Here is a 24,587-nt window from a genome sequence, read left to right as displayed (position 1 = left end):
CCCCTCCTCCACGCGGGGAGGGGGCATAGGACATAAAGAATGGCACTGCATTTCGAACTCGTGACCCCGGAAAAGCTCGTCCGCTCGGAAGAGGTCTATCAGGTGGTCGTCCCCGGCACCGATGGCGACTTCGGCGTGCTGGAAGGCCACGCCCCCTTCATGTCGACGGTCCGCGACGGCGCGATCCAGATCTTCGCCACCGCCGGCAGCGCGCCGGAAGTCATTCCGGTTCGCGGAGGCTTTGCCGAAGTGAATGAAAAGGGCCTGACCGTCCTTGCCGAGCATGCCGGCTGACCGGCCACACCGTCATACCGCCATTGCAAAAAGGCCGCGCTCCACATCGGAACGCGGCCTTTTTGTTGAGCTCCTGTTTGGGCTGTTCCCGCTCATCGGATGCCGAACCCGTCCGCCACTGGGGCTGCGTCACGGCGCCGCCGACGCCGCGCCATTAGCCATTTATCAAAGTTTCCATCCTATTCACCTTGTGAGTCACAGCTGATCCAGATCATTTCGGCGGAGAATCATGAGCGCGTTTGGACGGAAAAACGGACCTGCCGGCATCAAGCCAGCCTTTGGCATAGCCCGGCCGATGCAGGGCGGCGCGCCGCGCGAAGAGGTCAAGGGCGGTGAGCAATTCCCGCCGCTGGATATGACGGCCCTGCCCGCCGAAACGCCAGTCGACCCCCTGTCCGCACCCACCGGCCAGATGCAGCGCAATGCCGACGCGATGCAGCGCCTGTCGGAACGCGCCAATGCCGAACATGCGACCGATACCGGGCCGCAGGGCTTTGAAGCGTCGGTCCACACGATCAAGGAACAGGTCCTCCCCCGCCTGCTGGAGCGGGTCGATCCCGAAGCCGCCGCGACGCTGACCAAGGATGAACTGGCCGAGGAATTCCGGCCGATCATCATGGAAGTGCTGGCGGAACTGAAGCTCACCCTCAACCGCCGCGAGCAGTTCGCGCTGGAAAAGGTGCTGGTCGATGAGCTTCTTGGCCTGGGACCGCTGGAGGAATTGCTGTCCGACCCGGATGTCAGCGACATCATGGTCAACGGCCCGGACCAGACCTATATCGAAAAGAAGGGCAAGCTCCAGATCGCGCCGATCAAGTTCCGCGATGAGGAGCATCTGTTCCAGATCGCCCAGCGCATCGTGAACAAGGTCGGCCGCCGCGTCGACCAGACCACGCCGCTGGCCGACGCCCGCCTGCCCGACGGTTCCCGCGTGAACGTGATCGTGCCGCCGCTTTCCCTGCGTGGCACGGCCATCTCGATCCGTAAATTTTCCGCCAAGCCGATCACGCTGGACATGCTTGCCCAATGGGGCGCGATGAGCCAGAAGATGTGCACCGCGCTCAAGATCGCGGGCGCCTGCCGCTTCAATATCGTGATCTCGGGCGGCACGGGTTCGGGCAAGACGACCATGCTCAACGCCCTGTCGAAGATGATTGACCCGGGCGAACGCGTGCTGACCATCGAGGACGCCGCGGAACTCCGGTTGCAGCAACCGCACTGGCTGCCGCTGGAAACCCGCCCGCCGAACCTGGAGGGCCAGGGCGCGATCACCATCGGCGACCTTGTCAAGAACGCCCTGCGTATGCGCCCGGACCGCATCATCCTGGGCGAAATTCGTGGCGCGGAGTGTTTCGACCTTCTTGCAGCGATGAACACCGGCCATGACGGCTCCATGTGTACCCTTCACTCCAACAGCCCGCGCGAGTGCCTCGGCCGTATGGAGAATATGATCCTGATGGGCGACATCAAGATCCCCAAGGAAGCCATTTCCAAGCAGATCGCCGACTCGGTCGATCTGATCGTGCAGGTGAAGCGCCTGCGCGACGGTTCGCGCCGCGTCACCAACGTGACCGAGGTGATCGGCATGGAAGGCGACGTCATCGTCACCCAGGAACTGTTCAAGTTCGAATATCATGACGAGGATGACAGCGGGAGGATCATCGGCGAATATCGCTCCATGGGCCTGCGTCCCTACACGCTGGACAAGGCGCGGCAGTTCGGCTTCGATCAGCCCTTCCTGGAAGCCTGCTTGTAAGGGTTGCGTGATCCCGCAAGCCGGTTAAGGCGGGCGCGTGTCGCCCGTCCCTCCCTACAGCCGCCCACATCGTCCCCTTTACGCCATCGTCCTGCGGTTGATCGCGGTGATCTGCCTGTCGGTCATGTTCGTGACGGTCCGGCTGGCCGATGCGCGCGGCGTGCATGTAATCGAATCGCTGTTCTACCGGCAGGCGCTGGCGCTGCCGGTGGTGTTCGCGTGGATCGCCTCAACGACAGGCATCGGCTTGATCCGCACCCGGCGGATCGGCGTCCACGCGACCCGCATGGCCATCGGCCTGACCGGCATGGCGCTCAATTTCCTGTCCTATATCCTGCTGCCCCCCGCCGAAGCCGCGACCATCGGCTTCACCATGCCGATCTTCGGCACCATATTGTCCGCGCTGATCCTGCGCGAGGCGACGGGGGTTCACCGCTGGGGCGCGGTGCTGATCGGCTTCCTTGGTGTGTTGGTGATGGTGCGCCCGGATGCGGGGCATTTCCCCGCTATCGGCGTCGCGGTCGCGATTGCCGCCGCCTTCGTCACCGCCAGCGTCAGTCTGGTCCTGCGCGAACTGGGCCGTACGGAAAATGCCGGGGTGATCGTGTTCTGGTTCACCCTGCTCTCGCTCCCGCCGCTGGCTGTCGGGATGCTGTTCCATGGCCAGTCTCACGATCCGGTCACCTGGGGACTGCTGCTGCTGATCGGCGTGGTCGGCGGCATCGCGCAAATCTGCCTCACCGCCGCGCTGCGTTGGGCGCCGGTGTCGGTGGTGCTGCCTATGGACTACAGCACCATCATCTGGACCACGCTGCTGGGCTGGGCGATCTGGGGCGACTGGCCGATGAGCACGACCTGGATCGGCGCCGCGCTCATCGTCGCCAGCGGTCTTTATATCGCCTGGCGCGAGCATGTCCGCGCCCGGCGGCCCGCCTCAGCTCAATAATTCGGCATCCAGGCTGATCTCGGCATTCAGCAGCTTGGATACCGGGCAATTTTCCTTCGCCTTGGCGGCAAGCTCTTGAAACTGCGCATCGTCGGCGCCGGGAACGGTCGCCTTCAGGCTGAGCTTGCTCGCGGTGATGGCAAAGCCATTATCCTTCTGTTCCAGCGTCACGACGGCGTTGGTTTCCATCTTCTCCGCCGTCAGCCCCGCCTCGCCCAGAATGAGCGACAGCGCCATGGTGAAGCAGGAGGCGTGGGCCGCCGCGATCAGTTCTTCCGGATTGCTGCCCGGCACCCCTTCGAAGCGCATCGCAAAACCATAAGGATGCGCGTCCAGAGCGCCGCTCTGGGTCGAGATCGCACCCTTGCCGTCCTTCAGGCCGCCGCTCCATACGGCTGAACCGCTGCGATTGATCTTCATGTCCATCCTCCTGTTTCCAGGGGGAAACACTTCGCTCCCCCTTGGTTGCACCAGCATGAGGCGAAATTCGCCGGACGATGATAGTCTACCGTCACGAAACAAGCGCGGCGACCGAGGAAATTCGGGATAAAGAACCTCCATGCCATCTCGCGCTCAACAGGCCCGCGCGCGCCAATAAACATTGGCTTTCAATGACTTGTCTTTGGAGCCGCAGATGGCTTGCCGAGTGCCTCCCGAACATGAACGCCAGATGAATCGGATTGCCGAGATTTCGACACATTTTGTCGCTTGCCCATTGTCTACTTAATAAATAGAATTATCTCTGTCCTTCGAACAGGACGAGGATGAGACCATGGAGCGATTCGGACATTCAGGGGACGCGCGCCAGCCGGTCGTGCTGACCATTCCGGGCCTCAACAACAGCGGTCCGGGCCATTGGCAGACCCTTTGGGAAGATAAGCGCGGCGATTGCGAACGCGTCGATCTGGGCAGCTGGGCCAGCCCCAGCCGCAACAGTTGGGTCACCCGGTTGGACGCCGCGATCCGACAGGTCGATGGCCCGATCATTCTGGCTGCGCACAGCCTGGGTTGCTTGGCGGTCGCCTGGTGGGGCGCCTTGCAGAGTCAGGCCTATGGCTGGCCCGTGACGGGCGCGCTGCTGGTCGCGCCGCCCGACTGCGACCGGATGGAAACGCCCGAGACGATCGGCGGCTTTGGCCCCACGCCACGCGCGCACCTGCCCTTCCCGTCGATCGTCGTGGCGAGCCGCAACGATCCCTATATCTTTTTCGAACGGGCCCATAGCATCGGCAAGAATTGGGGCAGCAGCTTCGTCGACGCCGGTTTCTGCGGCCATATCAATGCGGACTCGGGCTTGGGCGAATGGCGCTTTGGGCAGGCGCTGCTCGAAAAGCTGATCGACAATGCCCATGAGCAGGCATCCGCGATGCGCCAGTTGCGGCCGGCCATTCCGCTGACCCATCAGGACCGACGATTGGCCGCGCTGCGGGCCCATGGCTGAACTTTCATCAAGGGCGCGGCAAGAGAAACTTGAGCGCCCCTTATATTTGCTTTTTTGTCTATCAATATAGTTGAGATAAAGAGCGGCGAAGAGGTATTTATGAGTGAAAACCGTTCGATAGAATTTGCCCGCGACGGCCGCGGCGATGGGCAGCGCCATGACATTGCGCTCAGCATCGACAAGGTGCGCAGCGTGCTCGAAGCGCTTCGTTTCGGGTCCGTCACACTAACCGTGCATGACGCCCGCGTGGTCCAGATCGACGTCACCGAAAAAACGCGTCTGATCGCTTGAACGTTGGCCGCCTGAACGCGGTCGCGAAGACATAAAGACAGGGTTGCTGAACAAGGTCCGCGAAAAGGCGGGCCGATAAAGTGGCAAGGGGTGGGCCACATCTACCATTCCCAGACCTACGGCTTTGACCGGACCGCCGGAAATGCCGCGATCAATTCACCGGACATCCGGAAGGGGAATTACCATGATTGCGCGTTTCCTGTTGCTCGCCGGCGTGGCGGGCGCATCCATCATCATGTCCAGCGCGCAGGCGCAGGACGCCTCTCCGTCCGCTCCTCAATCGGCGGCGGACAATGCCGAACAGGCCAGCCCTCGGGGCGATGTGATCATCGTCACCGCCCGCCGCCGCGCGGAAACCGCGCAGGAAGTGCCGCTGGCAATTTCCGTGGTCAGGGGCGACAGCATCGAGGCCACGGGCAATTTCAACGTCGTGAAGCTCCAGCAACTGGCGCCGACATTGCAGGTCTACACCACCAACCCGCGCAACACCTCGGTCAATATCCGTGGCCTGGGCGTGCCGTTCGGCCTGACCAGCGACGGGTTCGAACAGGGTGTCGGCATCTATGTCGACGATGTCTATAACTCCCGCGTCGCCGCCGCGACTTTCGACTTCCTCGATGTCGCGCAGGTCGAAGTGCTGCGCGGCCCACAGGGCACGCTTTATGGCAAGAACACCACGGCGGGCGCGATCAACATCACGACCAACCAGCCGACCTTCGATTATGAGGCCCGCGCCGAACTGACCGTGGGCAATCTCAACTACAAGCAGGCGAAGGCCGCCATATCCGGTCCGCTGTCCGACACCATCGCCGCCCGCATCGCGGTCGCCACGACCAGCCGCCGGGGCACGATCTACAATGTGACGACAGGCCGCTGGATCAACGAACAGGACAATCTGGGCCTGCGCGGCCAGTTGCTGTTCAAGCCCAATGAGGATTTCAGCCTCACCCTGTCGGGCGATTATAGCCGGCAGGACCCCGAATGCTGCGGCACCGTCTTCGTTCGCGTCGGCAAGACCCAGCGCGTGATCACCCGCCAATATGATGCGCTCGCCGCCGCGCAGAATTATGTCGTCCCCAGCCGCAATCCCTATGACCGGCTGACTGATCTCGACAGCGAACTCAATGCCGGCAACAAGATTGGCGGCGTGTCGGCCAAGGCGGTCTGGAACGTCGGCCCCGGCACCCTGACCTCCGTCACCGCCTGGCGCTTCTGGGACTGGAAGCCGGCCAATGACCGCGACTTCACCGGCCTGCCGATCGTCTCCAAATCGCAAAACCCCTCGCAGCAGGACCAGTATAGCCAGGAATTTCGCTATAATTACGAAAGCCGGAAGATCGACTTCGTGATCGGCCTGTTCGGCTTCAAGCAGCGGATCGACACTCAGGGCACCGAACAGCAGGGCAGCGCCGCAAGCCAGTGGAGCCTGACCGGCGCGCTGGCGAACGATCCGAGCGTCCTCAACGGCCTGACCGCCACCAACACGCAATGGCTCAAGAGCAAAAGCGCGGCGCTGTTCGGCCAGCTCAGCTGGAAAGTGACGGGCGCCCTCACCATCCAGCCCGGCGCGCGCCTCAACTATGACAAGAAATCGGGCTTCTACCAGCGCGTCGTGACCAACGGCCAGGGTCAGGCGATCAGTTGCACGCCCACCCCCAGTGCCGCCACCCAGCCGGTGCTGGCGGCGCAGTGCGGCGTCTACCAGCCGCAGGTCAGCGCCCCGTCCGACAGCGCCTGGAACTTCACCTACGACTTCAACGTCAATTACAAGATCGCGCCCGACATCCTCGCTTATGCGACCTATGCCAAGAGCTTCAAGACGCTGGGCATCAACCAGAACGGCCTGCCGCTCAACGCCGACAATACAGTGAATTACGACGCCAGCACGGTGAAGCCGGAATCGGTCAACCATTTTGAAGTCGGCCTGAAGACCCAGTTCTGGAATCGCCGGGCGACCTTCAACCTCACCGCCTTCCGCACGGAGATCAGGAATTTCCAGGCGACGGTGAATGGCGGCCAGTTCGGGACGGTGCGCGGCTACCTCGCCAATGCGGAAAAGGTCCGGTCGCAGGGCATAGAGGCGGATTTCAAGATCGTCGCCAGCGATCGCTTCACCGCCTATGCCAATGGCGCCTATACTGACGCCCAGTACAGGAAATTCACCAATGCGCCCTGCCCGCCCGAACTGTCGGGCGGCACGCTCCAGCCCGCCGGCGCAACGCCCGACTATTCCAATGCGGGCATCCCCAACACCGCCAGCCCGCGCCAGTGCGACATTTCCGGCCAGAACCTGCCCGGCGTGTCGAAATGGGCCTTCTCCTATGGCGCGGAATATAATGTTCCGGTCACGCTGCTGGAGAAGGAGGGGCAGGTCTATCTGGGCGTCGACGGCAATTATCGGTCGCACTGGAACTCCAACGCCTCGCCGTCCATCTATACGGAGGTGAAGGGCTATGCCCTGACCAACTTCCGCGCCGGCTTCCGGGGCGAAGGCTTCGACATCTTCGGGTGGGTCCGCAATGCCTTCGACGTCAACTATATCGACAACCTTCAGGTCGCACCCGGCAACACCGGCCTGATCGCCGGCACGCCCGGCGACCCGCGGACCTGGGGCGGGACGATGAAAGTCTCTTTCTGACCGATCGACGATGTTCACCCCCTGCGGGAGCGGCACAGGCCTGCCGCTCCCGCTTCTTTCGATGCCGCTTGCCTCCGACTGGCCCTTCGCACGATTTGCGCCCGGCGCGCCGCTGGGGTAGAGCGCAGCCATGTCCACGACCTTCACGCTCGACACCTCGACCAGCCGCGCCAACCCCACCCCCGCGCCGATGAAGCGCTTGACCGTGCCCGCCATCCAGCGCCGCAAGTTCGAGGGGAAGACGCAGCAACCGCTGGTCATGCTGACCGCCTATACCGCGCGGCAGGCGCAACTGCTCGACCCGCATTGCGACATGCTGCTGGTGGGCGATTCGCTGGGCCAGGTGATCTACGGCCTGCCCTCCACCCTGCCCGTCACGCTCGACATGATGATCGCCCATGGCGCCGCCGTGGTGCGCGGCAGCTATCACAGCGTCGTGCTGGTCGACATGCCCTTCGGCAGCTACGAAGCTTCGCCGCAACAGGCCTTTGCCAGCGCCAGCCGGGTCATGGCCGAAACCGGCTGCGCCGGGGTCAAGCTGGAGGGCGGCGTCGCCATGGCGGAGACGATTGCCTTCCTCAGCCAGCGCGGCATCCCGGTGATGGCGCATATCGGCCTCACGCCTCAGGCGGTGAACGCGCTGGGTGGCTATGGCGCGCGCGGCAAGAGTCAGGAGGAGCATGCCAAGATCATCTCCGACGCCCGGGCAGTGGCGCAGGCCGGGGCCTTCTCCATGGTGATAGAGGGGGTGATGGAAGATATCGCCATTGCCGTCACCGACAGCGTGGACGTCCCCGTGATCGGCATCGGCGCCTCCGCCCATTGCGACGGCCAGGTGCTGGTGGCGGAAGACATGCTGGGCATGTTCGAACGGGTGCCCCGCTTCGTGAAACGCTATGAAAATATCGCGGAAACGATCGAAAAAGCGGCCGCGCGCTATGCCGACGATGTCCGAAACCGGCACTTTCCGACCGAAGATCAGGTCTATCGCCCCAAAAAGTGATTTGCGCGGAGCAATAGCGCCGCTAATGATCGCGCCTTCCGCGTGCCTTATCTGACGAATTTCTGGAGACCCAAGTGGCCCTGACGCCGCAAAACAGCGAAGCCTTCATGCGTGAGGTCGATGAGGCCGTTCGGCAGGACCAGTTGCTGACCTTCTGGCAGCGCTTCGGCCGCTGGATCGTGGGGCTGGTGATACTGGGCCTCGTGGCGTTCGGCGGCTGGCTCTACTGGCAGCATTATACCAAAACCCAGTCACAGGCCGTTTCGGAGAAGATGGACCAGGTGATCGCCACGGCGGTCGGCGGCGGCACGCCTGACGCGAAGGAACTCGACGCGCTGACGCAGGCGAGCCAGCCCGGCTACCGCGCATCGGCCCTGCTGGTGAAGGCCGGCACCGCCGCGCGCAAGGGCGACAGCAAGGCCGCGATCGCTTCCTATAAGGCGATGGCCAGCGACAGCTCGCTCGACCAGCCCTATCGCGACCTGGCGCTGATCCGCCAGACCACGCTGGAATTTGAGAGCCTGCAACCGCAGCAGGTGGTCGATCGCCTGAAGCCCCTGGCGGTCGAAGGCGCGCCCTGGTTCGGTAGCGCGGGGGAACTGGTCGCCATCGCCTATATGAAGATGCGCAAGAATGATTTGGCCGGGCCGCTGTTCGCCGCCATGGCGAAGGACAGGAACGTGCCTCAGTCGATCCGTTCACGCGCGCGACAGATGGCTGGTTTATTGGGTGTGGATGCAGTCGAGACGCCGAACGCGGCGGGACAGGAATGATTGGGCGCATGGGAATGCACAGCATGACGAAATTTTCGGGCGCCAGCCGCGCCGTGACTGTTGCCATGATGATCGCCCTGCTTGCAGGTTGCGGCGTGGTCGGCGGCAAGAAGGGCGGTCCCAAGACCCCGGTGGTCGGCAAGCGCACCTCGATCCTCAGCAATGAACAGGGGGTGGAGGTCGATCCGACGCTGGCCGACGTGCCCGTGACCCTGCCCGAACCCTATGCCAACGACCAATGGGCGCAGCCGGGCGGCAGCCCCGCCAAGACCATGGGCAATCTGGCGCTCGGCGCCTCGCCCGCGCAGGCCTGGACCGCATCCATCGCGGGCAGCACGCCGCAGGCGCGCCTCGCCTCCGCGCCGGTCGTCGCGGGCGGCAAGCTCTATGTGATCGACGCCGATGCCCGCGTCGTCGCCTTCGATTCAACCAGCGGCGCGCGGCTGTGGCAGACCGCCCTGCCCGCCGAAGGCAGCGGCCGCGCCTTGTTCGGCGGCGGCGTCAGCTTCGTCGATGGCAAGCTCTATGCCAGCACCGGCGTCGGCGATGTCGCCGCGCTGGATGCCAATACCGGCGCGATCCTGTGGAAGAAGCGTCCCGGCGGTCCGCTGCGCGGCGCGCCGACGCTGGCCAACGGCCATGTCTATGTGATGGGGCAGGACAACCAGATCTTCGCCCTCAACCAGACCGACGGCGAAGTGCAATGGACCGACAGCGGCACGCTGCAGGTCACCGGCATTTTCGGCGTGGCCGCCCCCGCCGCCGCGCAGGGCACGGTGATCGCGGGCTATAGCTCGGGCGAACTCACCGCCTATCGCTATGAAAATGGCCGGACTCTGTGGGGCGACGCGCTGTCGCGCACCAGCATCTCGACCGCCGTGGCGACGCTGACCGACATCGACGCCGATCCGGTGATCGATCGCGGCCGGGTTTTCGCCATTGGCCAGGGCGGCCGCATGGCCAGCTATGAACTGGTGAGCGGCCAGCGCCTCTGGGAAATCAACATCGCGGGCATTTCCACGCCGTCGGTCGTGGGCGAATGGGTGTTCGCCGTGACCAGCGACGCCAAGCTGCTCTGCGTCGCCCGCGCCACTGGCAAGATTCGCTGGATCAGCCAGTTGCGCCGCTGGGAAAAGGTCAAGAAGAAGGACAAGGCAATCCGCTGGACCGGGCCGGTGCTGGCGGGTGGCCGCCTGATCCTGGTGTCGACCCATGGCGACCTCAACTATGTCGATCCGACCACGGGCAAGGTCCAGACGGAAGTGGACATGCACAGGTCCATGTCGCTGTCGCCGGTGGTTGCGAACAATACGCTCTATATCCTCGCGGATGACGGAAAACTGACGGCGTTTCGCTGACGCCTTCAATGTTGTAAACAGATGTGCTCCTGCGCTGGCGGGAGCCCAGTTTCCGTGCTTGGACTGGGCTCCCGCCGACGCAGGAGCACTGATATTTTAAAGGAAACGGGCTTCCCATGCTGCCCACTATTGCCATTGTCGGGCGGCCCAATGTCGGCAAGTCCACCCTCTTCAACCGGCTCGTCGGCAAGAAGCTGGCGCTGGTCGACGATCAGCCCGGCGTCACCCGCGACCGGCGCGAGGGGCAGGCGAGCCTGCTCGGCGTCGACTTCACCATCATCGACACCGCCGGTTATGAGGATGAAGACCCGCAGACCCTGCCGGGCCGGATGCGCATGCAAACGCAGGCGGCGGTTGAAAACGCCGATGTCGCCCTGTTCGTCGTGGACGCCCGCGCCGGCATCACCCCGCTGGACGAGGAAATCGCCCGCTGGCTGCGCGAGGGCGACGCCCCGGTCGTGCTGATGGCCAACAAGGCAGAGGGCAAGGCCGGCGACGATGGCGTGATGGAAGCCTTCAGCCTGGGCCTGGGCGACCCCATTCCCTTTTCCGCCGAACATGGCCAGGGTCTGGCCGATCTCTTCCAGGCGCTCCTCCCCTATATCGACCGCGAGGAGGAGGAAGAGGAAGGCGAGCCGGATGAGGCCGACCTCGAATCCGCACCGCTCAAGCTCGCCATTGTCGGGCGGCCCAATGCGGGCAAATCCACCCTCATCAACCGTCTGCTGGGCGAAAACCGCCTGCTGACCGGGCCGGAGGCGGGCATCACCCGCGACAGCATCGCCGTCGACTGGACATGGACCAGCCCCGACGGCGACGAACGCCCCGTCCGGCTGATCGACACGGCGGGGATGCGCAAGCGCGCCAAGGTGCAGGACAAGCTGGAAAAGCTGGCGGTTTCGGACGGACTTAACGCGGTCAATTTCGCTGAAGTCGTGGTGCTGCTGCTCGATTCCACCCGCGGCCTGGAAGCGCAGGACCTGCGGATCGCCGACAAGGTGTTGGAGGAGGGCCGCGCCCTCGTCATCGCGCTCAACAAATGGGACACGGTGGACAACGGCTCGGCGCTCTATCAGGGCATCAAGCAGGCGCTGTCCGACGGCCTCGCCCAGATACGCGGCGTACCGATCATGACCGTCTCCGCCGCCACGGGCAAGGGGCTGGACGACCTCATCCGCGTCGCCTTCGATACCCGCACCGCCTGGTCGCAGCGCGTGTCGACCGGCATCCTCAACCGCTGGTTCGAACGTGCGCTGGAGGCCAATCCGCCCCCCGCGCCGGGCGGCAAGCGGATCAAGCTGCGCTACATCACCCAGAACAAGACCCGCCCGCCGACCTTCGTGCTGTTCGGCACGCGGCTGGACGAACTGCCGGAAAGCTATCGCCGCTATCTGGTGAACGGTATCCGCAAGGAATTGGGCTTCGGCGCGGTGCCGGTGCGCCTGACGCTGCGCAGCGCCAAAAACCCCTATGCCAATAAATGATCCGGTGCATGTCGACGCCAGGGGCATGAAATGCCCCTGGCCCGCCTTGCGCGCCGCCCGAGCCATGCGCGGCGTGGATGCCGTCACCATAGAGGCTGATGACCCCATCGCCCCCGGCGAACTGGAAGCGCTCGCCCGGCAACAGGGCTGGACCTTCACGACCCGCGGACCGCATCTCTTCGCCTTTGGCCGGCCCGTGGACAAGCCCGCTTAACCTGCTGTTTACGCACCTCTTCTATGCTGCCGCCGCAAAACAGGGAGTGGCGCAGCGTGTCATATCAAGAGGCTGAACTGGTCAACTGGACCGAGTTTGCCAAATCGCGATCGGAGCTTGGCAGCGCCTTTCTGCGAATTCTCGGCTATTTCCGGGAAGATGGCGCCAAGGCGATCGGCGCCATAGAGGAAGCGATTCGCGCGGGTAATGCCGTGGCGCTGGTGACGCCTGCGCACACGCTGAAGGGCGAAGCGGCCCAGTTCGGCGCCTATCGGTTGAGTGCCATGGCGGAAAAGATCGAGATGGTCGCCCGCCGCTGCATCGAAAGCCGCGAAAGCCCCGACGAACTGATCGAGGATGTGGTGGCACTGCGCCCCTGCTTCACCGAAACCATGGCGCTGCTGGACCGCGACGCCAATCCGCTGGTCGCGCGGCGGCCCTCCGGCTTCGGCCGGCGCGCCGATACGCCCACCCAGGGTTTCGGCCGCTCAGTCTGATTTAGGGCGATTTCCCGTCAAATCGCAAACCACCCTACAAATTACGTGTTGAAATAAAACGGGTCAGCGCCCCATATCCGGGCCATGATCCGTTTTTCCGTTCTGGACCTTGTCCCCGTCATCGAAGGCAGCGATGTGCAGGCGGCGCTCGCCAATGCCGCCGCCTTTGCCGCCCATGCCGAAACGCTCGGCTTCCATCGTTATTGGGTGGCGGAACATCATGGCATGCCCGGCATCGCATCGGCCGCGACCGCCGTGGTGCTGGCCCATATCGGCCAGGCGACCAGCCGCATCCGCATCGGCTCTGGCGGCATCATGCTGCCCAATCATGCGCCGCTGCTGATCGCGGAGCAGTTCGGCACGCTCGCCGCGCTGTTTCCCGGTCGAATCGATCTGGGCCTTGGCCGCGCGCCCGGTTCGGACCAGCGGGTCGCCCAGGCGATGCGCCGGACGCTGGCCGGCGGGCCGGACGAATTTCCCCGCGACGTCATGGAATTGCAGGCCTATTTCGCCGGGGACGAGCGGCTCGGCTTTCAGGCGACGCCCGGCGCGGGGGAGGATGTACCGCTCTGGATTCTCGGCTCCAGTCTCTATGGCGCGCAACTGGCGGCGGCGCTGGGCCTGCCCTATGCCTTCGCCTCCCATTTCGCGCCCGGTGCGCTGGACGAGGCCATCGCGATCTACCGCCGCGATTTCCGGCCCTCGGCGCAACTCAAATATCCCTATGTCATGGCGGGCTTCAACGTGTTCGCGGCCGACACGGCGGAGGAAGCGCGCCTGATCGCCACCTCGATGCAGCAGGCCTTCGTGCGCCTGCGTACCGGCCGGCCGGGCAAGCTGCAACCGCCCGTTCCCGGCTATTATGAAAGCCTGCCGCCCCAGGCACAGGCGATGCTGGCCGATGTGCTGAGCGCCTCCACCATCGGCACGCAGGAGGATGTCGAGCGCGATCTTGCCGCCTTCATCCGCCGCACCCGGGTGGACGAGATCATCCTGGGCGGGCAAATCCATGATTTCGAGGCGCGCAAACGCAGCCTGAGCATCGCCATGGCCGCCGCCAAGGCGGTATCAGGCGGCCATGAGGCGGCCGCCGCTCAATAGCTTCGCCAGCCGCGGAGAAGCCCGGCTGAGCAGCGACCCCAACAGGATGACGGCCATCAGCACCAGCAAGGGCTGCACCAGCAGATAGGCCGGATAGAAAGGCGAACCGAGCTTCCCGAACAAAGCGCCCAGCACCGGCCCGCCCAGCCAGATCAGGATGAGGTGCGAGCAGAAGAGGAAGAAGACGAAGGGCTCGATCCGCAGCAACATCCCTCGCGCCACGCTGGCGGCCAGGCCCCAGGAAAGACGCCAGAAGAAGACCGCCGCCGCGATCCGCACCGCCATGTCCAGAATGGCAAGGTCGATGCCCGGCGCGACGCTCCCCGGATGCAGCGAGAAATAGAGTTGCACGCTCATCAGCAGCGCATAGGGCGGCGCAGCGACCGTCCAGGGCAACGCCGCCATGCGGTCGGCCAAGCCCCCGCGCCGGGCGATGATGCCCATGATGAAGAAGAACAGGATCGACGCCCGCATCAACACCGGCGGCCCCCAGCCCATGATCTGGCACAAAGCCGCCATCGCCGCGATGACGCCCAGCATCCAGCCGGGCAGCCGCACGAACAGGGGCGCGGCGATCATGCACAGGAACAGGTCGCGCAGGAACGGCATCTGCACATTGATGTCGGGGTTGCGGCTGACGATGAATAGTTCCTGGAACATCCAGTCGGTCGAGGACGGCACCGGCGCGGACAGGCCCACTATCCAGGCCGCGCCGGACACGAACAAGATCGCCAGGCCGTTCCACAGGACCATCGGCAGCAATATGGTCCGCGTCTTGCGGCCGACATGACGCATCCAGTTCTGCGTGCGCGAAGACCCTCCCACCAGCCAGCCGGAAATCAGGCCGAGCAACGGCACCGCGCTGCGTCCGAAAATCTCCATCAGCACCCAGCGCAGGCTGTCCTGCGGCGTACCGCGCAGGCCTTCCAGATCATGGCCGCTCAGGCCCGTCCAGGCGTGGACATAGACCACGCCCAATATGCAGATGACGCGCGCGATGGAGATCGCATCGGATCGGCGGGCCGCGTCGGTCGTCAGCGTGTGAACCAAGCGATTTTCCCGATTTTCGGCAAATGTTTCAACGACCAAGCCCGACACCAGGTTCCTCTGCACATGGCGGCGCGGGCAAGGCCGCACCTGCTTTATGGGGGCGAGATAAGCATATTCTTTACCAGTCGCACGTTAAATCGCTCCAACGTGCCGGAATCCGGTCCGGCCGAGGGGGAACAAAAGGCTCATGACCCATATGCACGGTGCTGACCATTTCGCCGGCGCGCCAGCGCAAGTCCTGCAGGCGTCGGTCGATCCGATGGGCATGGTGTTCCAGATTGCCGGGTCCAGTTCGCAACTGATCCTCGACGGCGCGCGGCTCGCCCTGCTGGCGCAGGACGCCGATCCCTGCATCGCCATGGCGGGGCAGGTCGGGGCGCAGGTGAAGATGCGCGTCGGCAATGTCTGGCTGATCGCCAGCGTCCGCACCATGGCGATGGACCGGCAGGACGGCGGCAACATCATCGCGGACATCGACTTTCTGGGCGAGGGCGACGAGGAAAAGCTGACCGGGCGCATCTACCGCTTCCGCCGCGGCGTCACCCGCTATCCGACGCCAGGCACGGAGGTCTACCCCGTGTCCAGTCAGGACATGCAGCAAATCTATTCCGCCGACGACCGCGCCCATGTGCAGATCGGCACTGTCTATCCCACCGCCGATACCCGCGCCGCGCTCTATGTCGATTCGATGCTGGGCAAGCATTTCGCCCTGCTGGGTTCGACCGGCACGGGCAAATCGACCAGCGCCGCCCTGATCCTTCACCGCATCTGCGACCTGTCGCCGCAGGGGCATATCGTGATGATCGATCCCCATGGCGAATATGGCGCGGCGTTCCAGTCCAATGGCGCGGTCTATGACGTCAACAACCTCGCCCTTCCCTATTGGCTGATGAATTTCGAGGAGCATTGCGAGGTGTTCGTCACCTCCGAAGGCTCCGAGCGGACGGTGGATTGCGACATCCTCGCCAAATGCCTGCTCGCCGCGCGGTCGAAGAACCGGCTCGCGGAAAGCATCGGGCGGCTGACGGTCGATTCGCCAGTCCCCTATCTGCTGTCCGACCTCACCAACATCCTCCAGAACGAGATGGGCAAGCTGGACAAGGGCACCGGATCGCTGCCCTATATGCGGCTGAAGACCAAGATCGACGAGATCAAGACCGATCCGCGCTACAGCTTCATGTTTTCCGGCATGCTGGTCGCGGATTCGATGCAGGAATTCCTCGCCAAGATTTTCCGCCTGCCCTCGGGCGGCAAGCCGATCTCGATCATCGACGTGTCGTCCATGCCGTCCGACATCACCTCGGTCGTCGTATCGGTGCTGTCGCGGCTGGTGTTCGACTATGCGCTGTGGGCGCGCGATGAGCCGCAGCGGCCGATCCTGCTGGTTTGCGAGGAAGCGCATCGCTACATCCCCAGCAGCACGACCGGCGGCGGCCAGGCGGTGCGGCGCATCCTGGAACGGATCGCCAAGGAAGGCCGTAAATATGGCGTATCGCTGGGCCTCATCACCCAGCGTCCCTCCGACCTTGCCGAAGGCGTGCTGTCGCAGTGCGGCACGATCATCTCGATGCGCCTCAACAACGACCGCGACCAGGCATTCGTGAAGGCGGCCATGCCCGAAGGCGCGCGCGGCTTCCTCGATTCCATTCCCGCGCTGCGCAATCGGGAGGCGATCATCTGCGGCGAAGGCGTCGCAGTGCCGATCCGCGTGGCGCTGGACAATCTGGAGGAAGAGCGGCGCCCGGCCTCGAGCGATCCCAGTTTCACGGAGCTTTGGCGCCAGTCGGGCGGAGAGGCAGATATCCTCGACCGGACGATTACCCGCTGGCGCAGTCAGGGCCGCTAAAGCATTTTGCGCCTGAAACGATGCGACAACAAAATGAAAGCGCGCGTCGTGCGTCCCATGTAACGCAGCGCGCTCTCATGCTCAGCCTGTGGGCAGAATTCGCCCGGCAGGCTCACCCTCCGCATGGATCGTTTCGCGGCATTCTTCCTCATGGGGTGGGGCGAGCAGCTTCGCCTTCTTCCAGCCGCCTTGCATATAATAGACGACGGCCATCAGCAGCGTCGTGCCCGAACCGATGGGGAAGCTCAGCCACAGCGCATCCGCGCCCAGCGCGCCGTAGCTGAGCCTGTAGAAGCCCAGCCGCACCGCGAACATGGTGAAGGTCAGGATGAGGAGCGGCCCGACCACCACGCCGTTCGCCCGCATGATGCCGAAGAAGATCATCGCGCAGCCGAACAGGATGAAGCTCCAGCTCGCCAGCAAAAGCATGTGCCCGGCAACCGGGACGGCGGGGCTGCCCGCTCCCAGGAACAATGCCAGCAACGGCTTGTGGAAGAGCAGCAGTGTGACGATCATCACCCCGGTGACAAGCAGCAGATAGACGATGCCGTAGGTTGCGATCCGCCCGACCCGGTCCCATCGGCCCGCGCCGATATTCTGCGCCGCCATGGCGCTGACCGCTGCGCCCATCGCCATGGCGGGCATCTGCAAATAGGTCCAGAACTGCTGCGCAGCGCCATAGGCGGCGGTCGTCACCAGCCCCTCCCGGTTGACGAGGCCGATCATCACCAGCCCCGATGCCGACATGACGATCATTTGCAGGCCCATGGGCATACCCTTGCCCACCAGCATACGGACCTGGGCGAGGCTGGGCCGCAGATAGGCGAGTTCGCCGCCCCGCAGCCGCAACGGCAGGTCCTTGCGGTAAATATAGAGGATGACGCCGATCAGGCTGACGAAACCCGCCGTGGCGGTGGCCGTCGCCGATCCGGCGATGCCCATGCGGGGAAAGGGACCGATCCCCCGGATCAGAACCGGATTGAGGACCAGATCGACCCCGACGCTGACGAACATGAAGATCAGCGGCGTACGCGAATCGCCCGTGCCCCGCAGCCCCATCATGATCATGACGCTAAGCAGGCTGGCGGGCATGGCGATGAAGATCACGCGCAAATAGGCCAGCGCCGGATCGAACGCCTCGGCCGGCGTCGCCAGCAGCCGCAGCAGCGCAGGCGCGCCGAGCCATCCGGCGGTCGCGACGCCCAGCGCCAATATCGTGCAGAAACCGACCGCTGCGCCAAACGCCTGCCGCGCCGACGGCAAGTCCCGAGCGCCATAGGATTGTGCGATCATCACCGTCGCCGCCATGCCGAAGCCGAAGACGACCGAGAACAGCAGGAACATGATGATGTTCGCGTTCGCCGTCGCCGCCAGCGCCCGTTCGCCCAGGAAGCGCCCAACCCAGATCGCGTTGATCGATCCGTTCAGCGACTGAAGCACGTTGGAGCCAAGGGTCGGCAGCGCGAACAGCAGCAATGCCGGACCGATCGGCCCCTGCGTCAAATCCCTTCCCTTGGCTGCCCCGTTCATCGTTCCTCGCTTTTCCTGTCTGTCGGTGAACGGGGAAAGCCTGTCAGGCAAGCCGTTCCAGCGCCGCCTTCAATCTTTCCGCTTCGGCCGCCTTTTCGCCATGGTCCTCGCGCGCCTTGGCGACGGCTTCGGGCTTGGCCTTTTCAACGAAGCTGGGATTGGAAAGACGCCCGGACAGGGAATCCCGTTCCTTCTCCGCCGCCGTCAATGCTTTGGCGAGGCGCGCCTTTTCCGCCGCAATGTCGATCACGCCTTCCAGCGGCAGGATGAAGGTCGCCTCATCGACGACGATCTGCGCCGCGCCGCCAGCGACGGTCTCACCAAAGGACAGGCTCTCGACGCGACCCAGCCGCGCCAGCGCCGCGCCCTGGCGGTCGATGCGGCGGCGGGTTTCCTCCGATGCGTCGTGGACCACCACGGCCAGCTTCGCGCCCGGCGGGACGTTGAGTTCGGTGCGCGCGGTGCGCATCGCGCTGATCAGGCGGATCAGCCAGTCGATTTCGGTCTGCGCTTGCGCGTCGATGGCATAGAGCGCCTGCGGCCAACGGGCAACGATCAATTCGCTCTCGCGCGCGCCGGTCAGATTCCACAGCTCTTCGGTGATGAAGGGCATGAAGGGGTGGAGCATGACGAGGATCTGATCAAAGGCCCAGCCTGCGACGGCGCGGGTCTCCTCGTCCATCGACCCCTTGGTGAGTTCGATATACCAGTCGCAAAACTGGTCCCAGACGAAGTGGTAGATGGCGTTCGCCGCCGCGTCGAAGCGCAGTTCGGTCATCGCGGTGTCGATCGCCTGCACGGTCGCGACCGTCTCGGCGATGATCCAGCGGTTGACGGGCGCCTCGGCGGCCGGAGCCTCATGGCTGGTCGATGCGGTCACGCCATTGGATTGCAGGAAGCGCGCCGCGTTCCACAGCTTGGTCGCGAAGTTGCGATAGCCCTCGACGCGCTTCTCATCCATCTTCACGTCGCGGCCCTGGCTTTCCATGGCGCTCATGAAGAAGCGCAGCGCGTCCGCGCCGAATTTGTCGATCAGGCCCAGCGGGTCGACGACATTGCCCTTGGACTTGGACATTTTCTGCCCGTCCGCCGCGCGCACCAGCCCGTGCAGGTAAAGCTTGCGCCACGGCACGTCACCCATGAACTCCATCCCCTGCATCGCCATCCGTGCATCCCAGAAGAACAGAATGTCGAAGCCGGAAATCAGCAGGTCGTTGGGATAATGGCGGTCGAGCGTCGCGCTCTGCTCCGGCCAGCCCAGCGTGCCGAAGGGCCACAGCGCGGAGGAGAACCAGGTATCCAGCACGTCGGGATCGCGGGTCAGCTTCCTGTTGCCCGCCAGTGCCTGCGCCTCTTCCTCGCTCTCGGCGACGAAGGGATTGCCGTCCTCGTCATACCAGGCCGGAATCTGATGCCCCCACCAGAGCTGACGCGACACGCACCAGGGCTGGATATTCTCCATCCAGTTGAAGAAGGTCTTTTCCCACGTCCTGGGCACGATCTCGATCCGCCCGTCGCGCACCGCCTGCATCGGGGCCACGGCGAGCTTTTCGGCATCGACATACCATTGGTCGGTCAGCCACGGCTCGATCACCACGCCCGAACGGTCGCCAAAGGGCGTCTGGATGGTGCGCGGCTCGGCGTCGGATTCGACCTCCTCGCCATCCTTGGTCCTGGTGACATGCGGCACCAGCAGGCCCAGCGCCTTCATCTCGGCCACGACCCGTTCGCGCGCGCCATCGACGCCGTCGCGCGTGAAGCGATGCAGCCCCAGGAAGCGGTCCGGGATCAGGCCGTCGGCGGTCTGGACGACATTGGCGTCGGCATCGAGCATGTTGAGCATGTCCGCCGCGCGGAAGCCCGCCCGCTTGCCGACCTCGAAATCGTTGAAGTCATGTCCCGGCGTGATCTTGACCGCACCCGACCCCAGTTCCGGGTCCGCATGATCGTCCGCGACCACCTTGAAGCGGCGGCCGGTGATCGGCTGGAGGATGTCCTTGCCGATGACGTCCTTGTAACGCGGGTCCTCGGGATTCACGGCGACCGCCATGTCGGCCAGCATGGTTTCGGGCCGGGTGGTGGCGACGACGATATGGTCCGCGCCGTTGGCCAGCTTCACACCGTCGGCCAGCGGATAGCGGAAATGCCAGAAGCCGCCCTTCACCTCCTTGGTCTCGACCTCCAGATCGGAAATGGCCGAGCGGAAATGCGGGTCCCAGTTCACCAGCCGCTTGTCGCGATAGAGCAGGCCACGCTTGTGCAATTCCACAAACGTCTTGATGACGGCCCGCGAAAAGCCCTCATCCATGGTGAAGCGCTCATTGGCCCAGTCCATCGAGCAGCCCAGACGGCGAAGCTGGCGCGTGATCGCGCCGCCGCTTTCAGCCTTCCATTCCCAGACCTTGGCGACGAAATCGTCGCGGCTGAAATCGGTGCGCTTCTGGCCCTGTGCGTTCAACTGACGCTCGACCACCATCTGGGTCGCGATGCCCGCATGGTCGGTGCCCACCACCCACAGCGCATCCTTGCCGCGCAGCCGCTCATAACGGATCACGATGTCCTGAAGCGTGTTGTCGAGCGCATGGCCGATATGCAGGCTGCCCGTGACGTTCGGCGGCGGGTTGACGATGGTGAAGGGTTCCGCATCGGGCCGTTCCGGGCGGAACAAGCCCTTTTCCTCCCAATGGGCGTACCAGCGGGATTCGATTTCGGCGGGGTCGAAGGTCTTGGGCAATTCGGTCATAGACTGGCCTTTACGCAAGGCGGCGGCGGCGTCAAATATCCGCTGCATCTTTCATCCTTTTGAGACGCAAAAAGCCGTGCCCATGCCCCAAAAATCCCTGACCATCGTCCTCATTCCGGGCCTGATGAACGATGGATGGGCCTGGCATGGCGTAATCGGGCCGCTCAGCCGGCTGGGCGCGCTATTCATCGCTCGCACCGACGGTTGCGATTCCCTGGCCGCCATGGCCAGCCGGATCGCGCAGAGCGTCAGCGGCCCGATGGTCGTGATCGGCCACAGCATGGGCGGCCGGGTGGCGCTGGAACTGGCCGAACAGGCGAAGGAGCGGATCGTGGGGCTGGTGCTGCTCGACACCGGCGCCGCAGGGCCGTCCGCGCAGGAAGCGGAGGGACGGTTAAAGCTGGCCGCCCTCGCCCGCGCGGAAGGCATGGCCAGCGTCGCTCGAAACTGGTTGCCGCCGATGCTCGCGCCGGACCGGCGGGATGACCGGGCGCTGGTCGATGGCATCACCGCCATGCTGCTTCGCGCCGACGCGGATATTTTCGCGGCTCAGCAACAGGCGCTGCTCAGCCGCCCAAATCGGTTGGATTTGCTGGCGTCCATCCCCTGTCCCATCCTGGCCGTCGCCGGCAGCGAGGACAGATGGTCGCCGCCCGCCCAGCATCAGGAAATGGTCGACCGCGCGCCCGACGCCCGGCTGGAGGTCGTGGCGGGCGCGGGCCATATGCTGCCGGTCGAAGCGCCCGAAAAGCTGGCGGAGATACTGATCCGCTTTATCCGGGCGCTTTAGCGGCTTATTTCTTCGTCCACTTGTCCAGCCAGCCCAGCGCCTCATCATACCATTGCAGCGAGTTGCGCGGCTTCAACACCCAGTGATTTTCATCCGGGAACACCAGCAGCTTTGAGGGCACATTGCGCCGCTGCAACGCCGTGAACGCCGCCAGCCCCTGCGTATAGGGAATGCGGAAGTCCTTCTCGCTCGTCACCACCAGCATCGGCGTCTTCCACGCCGTCACATGGTTGACCGGGTTCCATTTCTCGAACTGCTCGGCCTGTTCATAATAAGGGCCGCCATGTTCCCATTCGTCGAACCATAGTTCCTCGGTCTCATAGGCCATGGCGCGGGCGTCGAACACGCCGTCATGCTGGACAAGGCACTTGAAGCCGTCCGGCCAGTTGCCCGCAATCCAGTTCATCATATAGCCGCCATAGCTCGCCCCCAGAGCGCAGGCGTTACCCGCATCGACCTGTGCATCCCTGGCCGCCGCCGCAGCCAGACCCAGCTTCAGGTCCTCCAGCGGCTTCCCGCCCCAATCCTTGTTGATGCTGTCGACAAAGGCCTGACCGTAGCCGGTCGACCCGTGAAAATCGACGATCACCGCCGCATAGCCATGGGCCGCGAACGCCTTGGGATTCCAGCGATAGGACCAGCTGTCGTTGAAACTGCCCTGCGGCCCGCCATGGACCAGGAAGGCCACCGGCAGCTTGCCCGTCGCGCCTTTGGGTTTCACGATCTGCCCCCAGACGGTGTCGCCATGGGCGCCCCTGAAGCTGTAGCGCTGCACCGACACGTCATCGACCCCGGCCAGCTTGTCCGCATTGGCGCTGGTCAGGCGCACGGGCTTGCCCTGCGTTTTTTTGGAGGAGGTGGGGGGCATCTTCCAGAAATCGGCAGGCGACTGGATGCTGTCGAGCATATAGACGAACCCGCCCTTGGGCAGCGGCACGACGCTACCCGCATGGCCCGCCTGCGTCAGCCGCGTGACCTGGCCCGAAACCGCATCCACCCGGAATACCGGATGATCCAGCACGTCATCGGCCGTGACAAGAATGCCCTTTCCGTCCGCAGCCCAGACGATGGAGGCGACCGAACGATCCCACCCCTCGGTCAGCGCCCTGGTCTCTCCCGTCGCGATGTTGCGCAGCATCAGCACCAGCCGGTCGCTCTCATAGCCCGGCCGCTTCATCGCGCCATAAGCGAGCCACTTCCCGTCCGGCGAAACGGCAGGCATGGTGTCCATGGCATCATTGGCGTCGGTCAGGTTCACCGGCGCAGCGCTGCCATCCGCAGGCGCCGCGAAGATATCGAGATTGGTCGAGAGCGGTTCCGTCCGCCCCGCCTCGCGCAGCGCGAAGAACAGCGTCTTGCCGTCCTGGCTCCACGCAATTTCCTCGCCCCCGCCAAAGGGCTTGGATGGGCTGTCCCCGACCAGATTGCCCATCACCGACACGGCCTTTCCACCGCTGAGCGGCATGACGAAGATCTGCGAGCGCTGCCCGTCCGCCCATGTGTCCCAATGCCGCACGAAGAGCTGCTCATAGACGCGCCCCGTTCCCGCGCCGGGCGGCGTCGCGGGCTTGGCATCGTCGATGGTCTTCGCGCCCACCGGCCGATCCGCCCACAGCGCCACCCGGTCGCCCGTCGGGCTGAGCAGGAAGCCGGAAATGCCGCCCGGCGCCCGCGTTACCTGTTCGGCCGTGCCGCCAGCAACGGGGGTGCGCCACAATTGGTCGTCGCCGCTCTGGTTGGACAGATAGTAAAGCGACCGGCCATCCGCCGAAAAAACCGGCGCGCTCTCATTCTTGTCCGCCGCCGATGCGATCATGCGCGGCGCCGCGCCCGGCTTGTTCAGGTCCAGGAGGTAGAGGTCCGTCCGCCCCTTGTTCCCAGCCAGGTCGGTCGTCCGCACCTGATAGGCCAGCCATTGCCCGTCGGGCGATACCGCCGGCGCCGCCACGCGGTTGAGGTTGACCATATCGCTGGCCGTGAACGGCCGGGCAGAGGCCGGCGCGACGGTCAATGCCGCCTGGGCCAAGGCCAGCGCGCCAAGCCCGACATGGAGAAGATTTTTCATGCAGTGACACCCTCGGATCGGATCGCACGGCGCACAGGGGCGCGCGTCGACAGCTATGCAAAAGGGTGTAGGCCGCGCCTGTGTCGCTCGCAAGGATCAATCACAGGCGCGTAATAAAGAAACAAAGAAATGGAAGAGTCGGAAGGCCCGGCACTCCCAAAACGCGATGGGACGCAACGACGCGGGGAAGCCCGCGACTCACCGTCGCTTTCGACGTTTAACGCCCGGTGATGCGCGCGATTTCCTTGGCCACCATCTCTTCGACCATCTGCGGCAACCGCGTATCCAGCCAGTCCTTGAGCATCGGCTTCAGCAGCGAGCGGACCAGACCGTCCAGCGTATTGTCCTCGCCTTCCTTCGGCGTCACCAGCATGGACGACAGGGCCGACAGAGAATGGCGGGCCGCGACCTCGCTCTCCACCGAGAGGATGGATGCGTCGCCTTCCTCGGTGACGGGGCGGGGCGCTCGGGACGTACGATGGGCAGGCATGGGTTCCTCCGCAGCGACCTCGTCGGTCAACTCCAACACTTCATCCATCGCGGCTTCGGGCGCCGGCTCCGCGACAGCCTCCGGCGCGGGCGTCTTGGTCGCCCCTTCGCCCCGCCCCCGGCGCGGCAGGGTCTGCACGACCTCCTCGCCCTCTTCCGCGATGATCCGCTTGATGGAAGAGAGGATGTCCTCCATCGAGGGTTCCTTGCTCATGTCACCCATGGTTAACCCCCAATTCCGTTCCCGTTACCGCATTTTCCGCCAAGCATCCGGCCAG

Annotated in this window: 21 protein-coding genes; 15 read left to right on the top strand and 6 right to left on the bottom strand. The window is 64.5% G+C overall.

Translation table 11 applies throughout. The features are described from left to right. The first annotated feature begins 39 nt into the window (after positions 1–39). The 3 genes from F7P65_RS05710 (at position 40) to F7P65_RS05700 (ending at position 2,996) form a co-directional block, all read left to right on the top strand. Positions 40–294 (top strand): ATP synthase F1 subunit epsilon, encoded by a 255-nt coding sequence (locus F7P65_RS05710; RefSeq protein WP_150290795.1) that lies wholly within the window; start codon positions 40–42, stop codon positions 292–294. Between the two features lie 229 nt (positions 295–523). Continuing rightward, positions 524–2,050 (top strand): TadA family conjugal transfer-associated ATPase, encoded by a 1,527-nt coding sequence (locus F7P65_RS05705; protein WP_150290794.1) that lies wholly within the window; start codon positions 524–526, stop codon positions 2,048–2,050. A 124-nt stretch (positions 2,051–2,174) separates the two neighbouring features. Beyond that, positions 2,175–2,996 (top strand): DMT family transporter, encoded by an 822-nt coding sequence (locus F7P65_RS05700; protein ID WP_240334218.1) that lies wholly within the window; start codon positions 2,175–2,177, stop codon positions 2,994–2,996. Here the strand turns inward: F7P65_RS05700 and F7P65_RS05695 are convergent. Next, positions 2,985–3,416 carry an OsmC family protein gene (locus F7P65_RS05695; protein WP_150290792.1) on the bottom strand — a complete coding sequence of 144 codons (432 nt, stop codon included), beginning with the start codon at positions 3,414–3,416 and terminating at the stop codon, positions 2,985–2,987. The two genes, F7P65_RS05700 and F7P65_RS05695, sit on opposite strands and share 12 nt — an antisense overlap. Before the next feature lie 352 nt (positions 3,417–3,768). Between F7P65_RS05695 and F7P65_RS05690 the strand changes: the two genes are divergently transcribed. The 10 genes from F7P65_RS05690 (at position 3,769) to F7P65_RS05645 (ending at position 13,796) form a co-directional block, all read left to right on the top strand. Then, complete coding sequence (locus F7P65_RS05690; RefSeq protein WP_150290791.1) at positions 3,769–4,437, top strand: RBBP9/YdeN family alpha/beta hydrolase; 669 nt, start codon at positions 3,769–3,771, stop codon at positions 4,435–4,437. Between the two features lie 99 nt (positions 4,438–4,536). Further along, positions 4,537–4,728 carry a YezD family protein gene (locus F7P65_RS05685; RefSeq protein ID WP_150290790.1) on the top strand — a complete coding sequence of 64 codons (192 nt, stop codon included), beginning with the start codon at positions 4,537–4,539 and terminating at the stop codon, positions 4,726–4,728. A 184-nt stretch (positions 4,729–4,912) separates the two neighbouring features. Then, positions 4,913–7,366: a TonB-dependent receptor gene (locus F7P65_RS05680; RefSeq protein WP_150290789.1), complete on the top strand. Its 2,454-nt coding sequence runs from the start codon at positions 4,913–4,915 to the stop codon at positions 7,364–7,366. Between the two features lie 130 nt (positions 7,367–7,496). Then, complete coding sequence (panB, locus tag F7P65_RS05675) at positions 7,497–8,369, top strand: 3-methyl-2-oxobutanoate hydroxymethyltransferase (protein WP_150290788.1); 873 nt, start codon at positions 7,497–7,499, stop codon at positions 8,367–8,369. A 74-nt stretch (positions 8,370–8,443) separates the two neighbouring features. After that, positions 8,444–9,142 carry a tetratricopeptide repeat protein gene (locus F7P65_RS05670; protein WP_150290787.1) on the top strand — a complete coding sequence of 233 codons (699 nt, stop codon included), beginning with the start codon at positions 8,444–8,446 and terminating at the stop codon, positions 9,140–9,142. A 14-nt stretch (positions 9,143–9,156) separates the two neighbouring features. Further along, complete coding sequence (locus F7P65_RS05665) at positions 9,157–10,500, top strand: outer membrane protein assembly factor BamB family protein (RefSeq protein WP_420853306.1); 1,344 nt, start codon at positions 9,157–9,159, stop codon at positions 10,498–10,500. 116 nt (positions 10,501–10,616) lie between these two features. Next, a complete protein-coding gene (gene der, locus F7P65_RS05660; RefSeq protein ID WP_150290785.1) occupies positions 10,617–11,984 on the top strand; it encodes a ribosome biogenesis GTPase Der in 1,368 nt (455 codons plus the stop codon). Then, positions 11,971–12,198 (top strand): sulfurtransferase TusA family protein, encoded by a 228-nt coding sequence (locus tag F7P65_RS05655; RefSeq protein WP_150290784.1) that lies wholly within the window; start codon positions 11,971–11,973, stop codon positions 12,196–12,198. Before der ends, F7P65_RS05655 begins: the two co-directional genes overlap by 14 nt. Positions 12,199–12,254: 56 nt before the next feature. After that, positions 12,255–12,695, top strand: coding sequence for an Hpt domain-containing protein (locus F7P65_RS05650; RefSeq protein ID WP_150290783.1), 441 nt, complete (start codon positions 12,255–12,257; stop codon positions 12,693–12,695). A gap of 84 nt (positions 12,696–12,779) precedes the next feature. After that, positions 12,780–13,796, top strand: coding sequence for an LLM class flavin-dependent oxidoreductase (locus tag F7P65_RS05645; protein ID WP_150290782.1), 1,017 nt, complete (start codon positions 12,780–12,782; stop codon positions 13,794–13,796). Here F7P65_RS05645 and F7P65_RS05640 read toward each other — a convergent pair. Continuing rightward, the gene (locus F7P65_RS05640; protein WP_240334213.1) at positions 13,764–14,846 is read right to left on the bottom strand and encodes an acyltransferase family protein; all 1,083 of its coding nucleotides are present in this window, start codon (positions 14,844–14,846) and stop codon (positions 13,764–13,766) included. The genes F7P65_RS05645 and F7P65_RS05640 overlap by 33 nt on opposite strands. Positions 14,847–15,033: 187 nt before the next feature. Between F7P65_RS05640 and F7P65_RS05635 the strand changes: the two genes are divergently transcribed. Further along, positions 15,034–16,692 (top strand): ATP-binding protein, encoded by a 1,659-nt coding sequence (locus F7P65_RS05635; RefSeq protein WP_150290780.1) that lies wholly within the window; start codon positions 15,034–15,036, stop codon positions 16,690–16,692. An 81-nt stretch (positions 16,693–16,773) separates the two neighbouring features. Here F7P65_RS05635 and F7P65_RS05630 read toward each other — a convergent pair whose 3' ends face one another. Next, positions 16,774–18,222, bottom strand: coding sequence for an MATE family efflux transporter (locus tag F7P65_RS05630; RefSeq protein ID WP_150290779.1), 1,449 nt, complete (start codon positions 18,220–18,222; stop codon positions 16,774–16,776). Positions 18,223–18,265: 43 nt separating this feature from the next. Further along, entirely contained in the window at positions 18,266–20,965 is a 2,700-nt protein-coding gene (locus F7P65_RS05625) for a valine--tRNA ligase (protein WP_150290778.1), read from the bottom strand. Between the two features lie 82 nt (positions 20,966–21,047). Between F7P65_RS05625 and F7P65_RS05620 the strand changes: the two genes are divergently transcribed. Then, positions 21,048–21,755, top strand: coding sequence for an alpha/beta fold hydrolase (locus F7P65_RS05620; protein ID WP_162854540.1), 708 nt, complete (start codon positions 21,048–21,050; stop codon positions 21,753–21,755). Positions 21,756–21,759: 4 nt separating this feature from the next. Here the strand turns inward: F7P65_RS05620 and F7P65_RS05615 are convergent, their stop codons facing one another. Together F7P65_RS05615 and F7P65_RS05610 are read right to left on the bottom strand one after the other, a co-directional pair. Further along, positions 21,760–23,820: an alpha/beta hydrolase family protein gene (locus F7P65_RS05615; protein WP_150290776.1), complete on the bottom strand. Its 2,061-nt coding sequence runs from the start codon at positions 23,818–23,820 to the stop codon at positions 21,760–21,762. A 217-nt stretch (positions 23,821–24,037) separates the two neighbouring features. Next, positions 24,038–24,532, bottom strand: coding sequence for a DUF2497 domain-containing protein (locus F7P65_RS05610; RefSeq protein ID WP_150290775.1), 495 nt, complete (start codon positions 24,530–24,532; stop codon positions 24,038–24,040). Between the last annotated feature and the right edge of the window lie 55 nt (positions 24,533–24,587).

The organism is Sphingobium estronivorans (assembly GCF_008692605.1).
GTDB lineage: Bacteria > Pseudomonadota > Alphaproteobacteria > Sphingomonadales > Sphingomonadaceae > Sphingobium > Sphingobium estronivorans.
The sequence above is the reverse complement of the archived record's forward strand: the minus strand, read 5'-3'. Positions and strand labels throughout refer to the sequence as shown.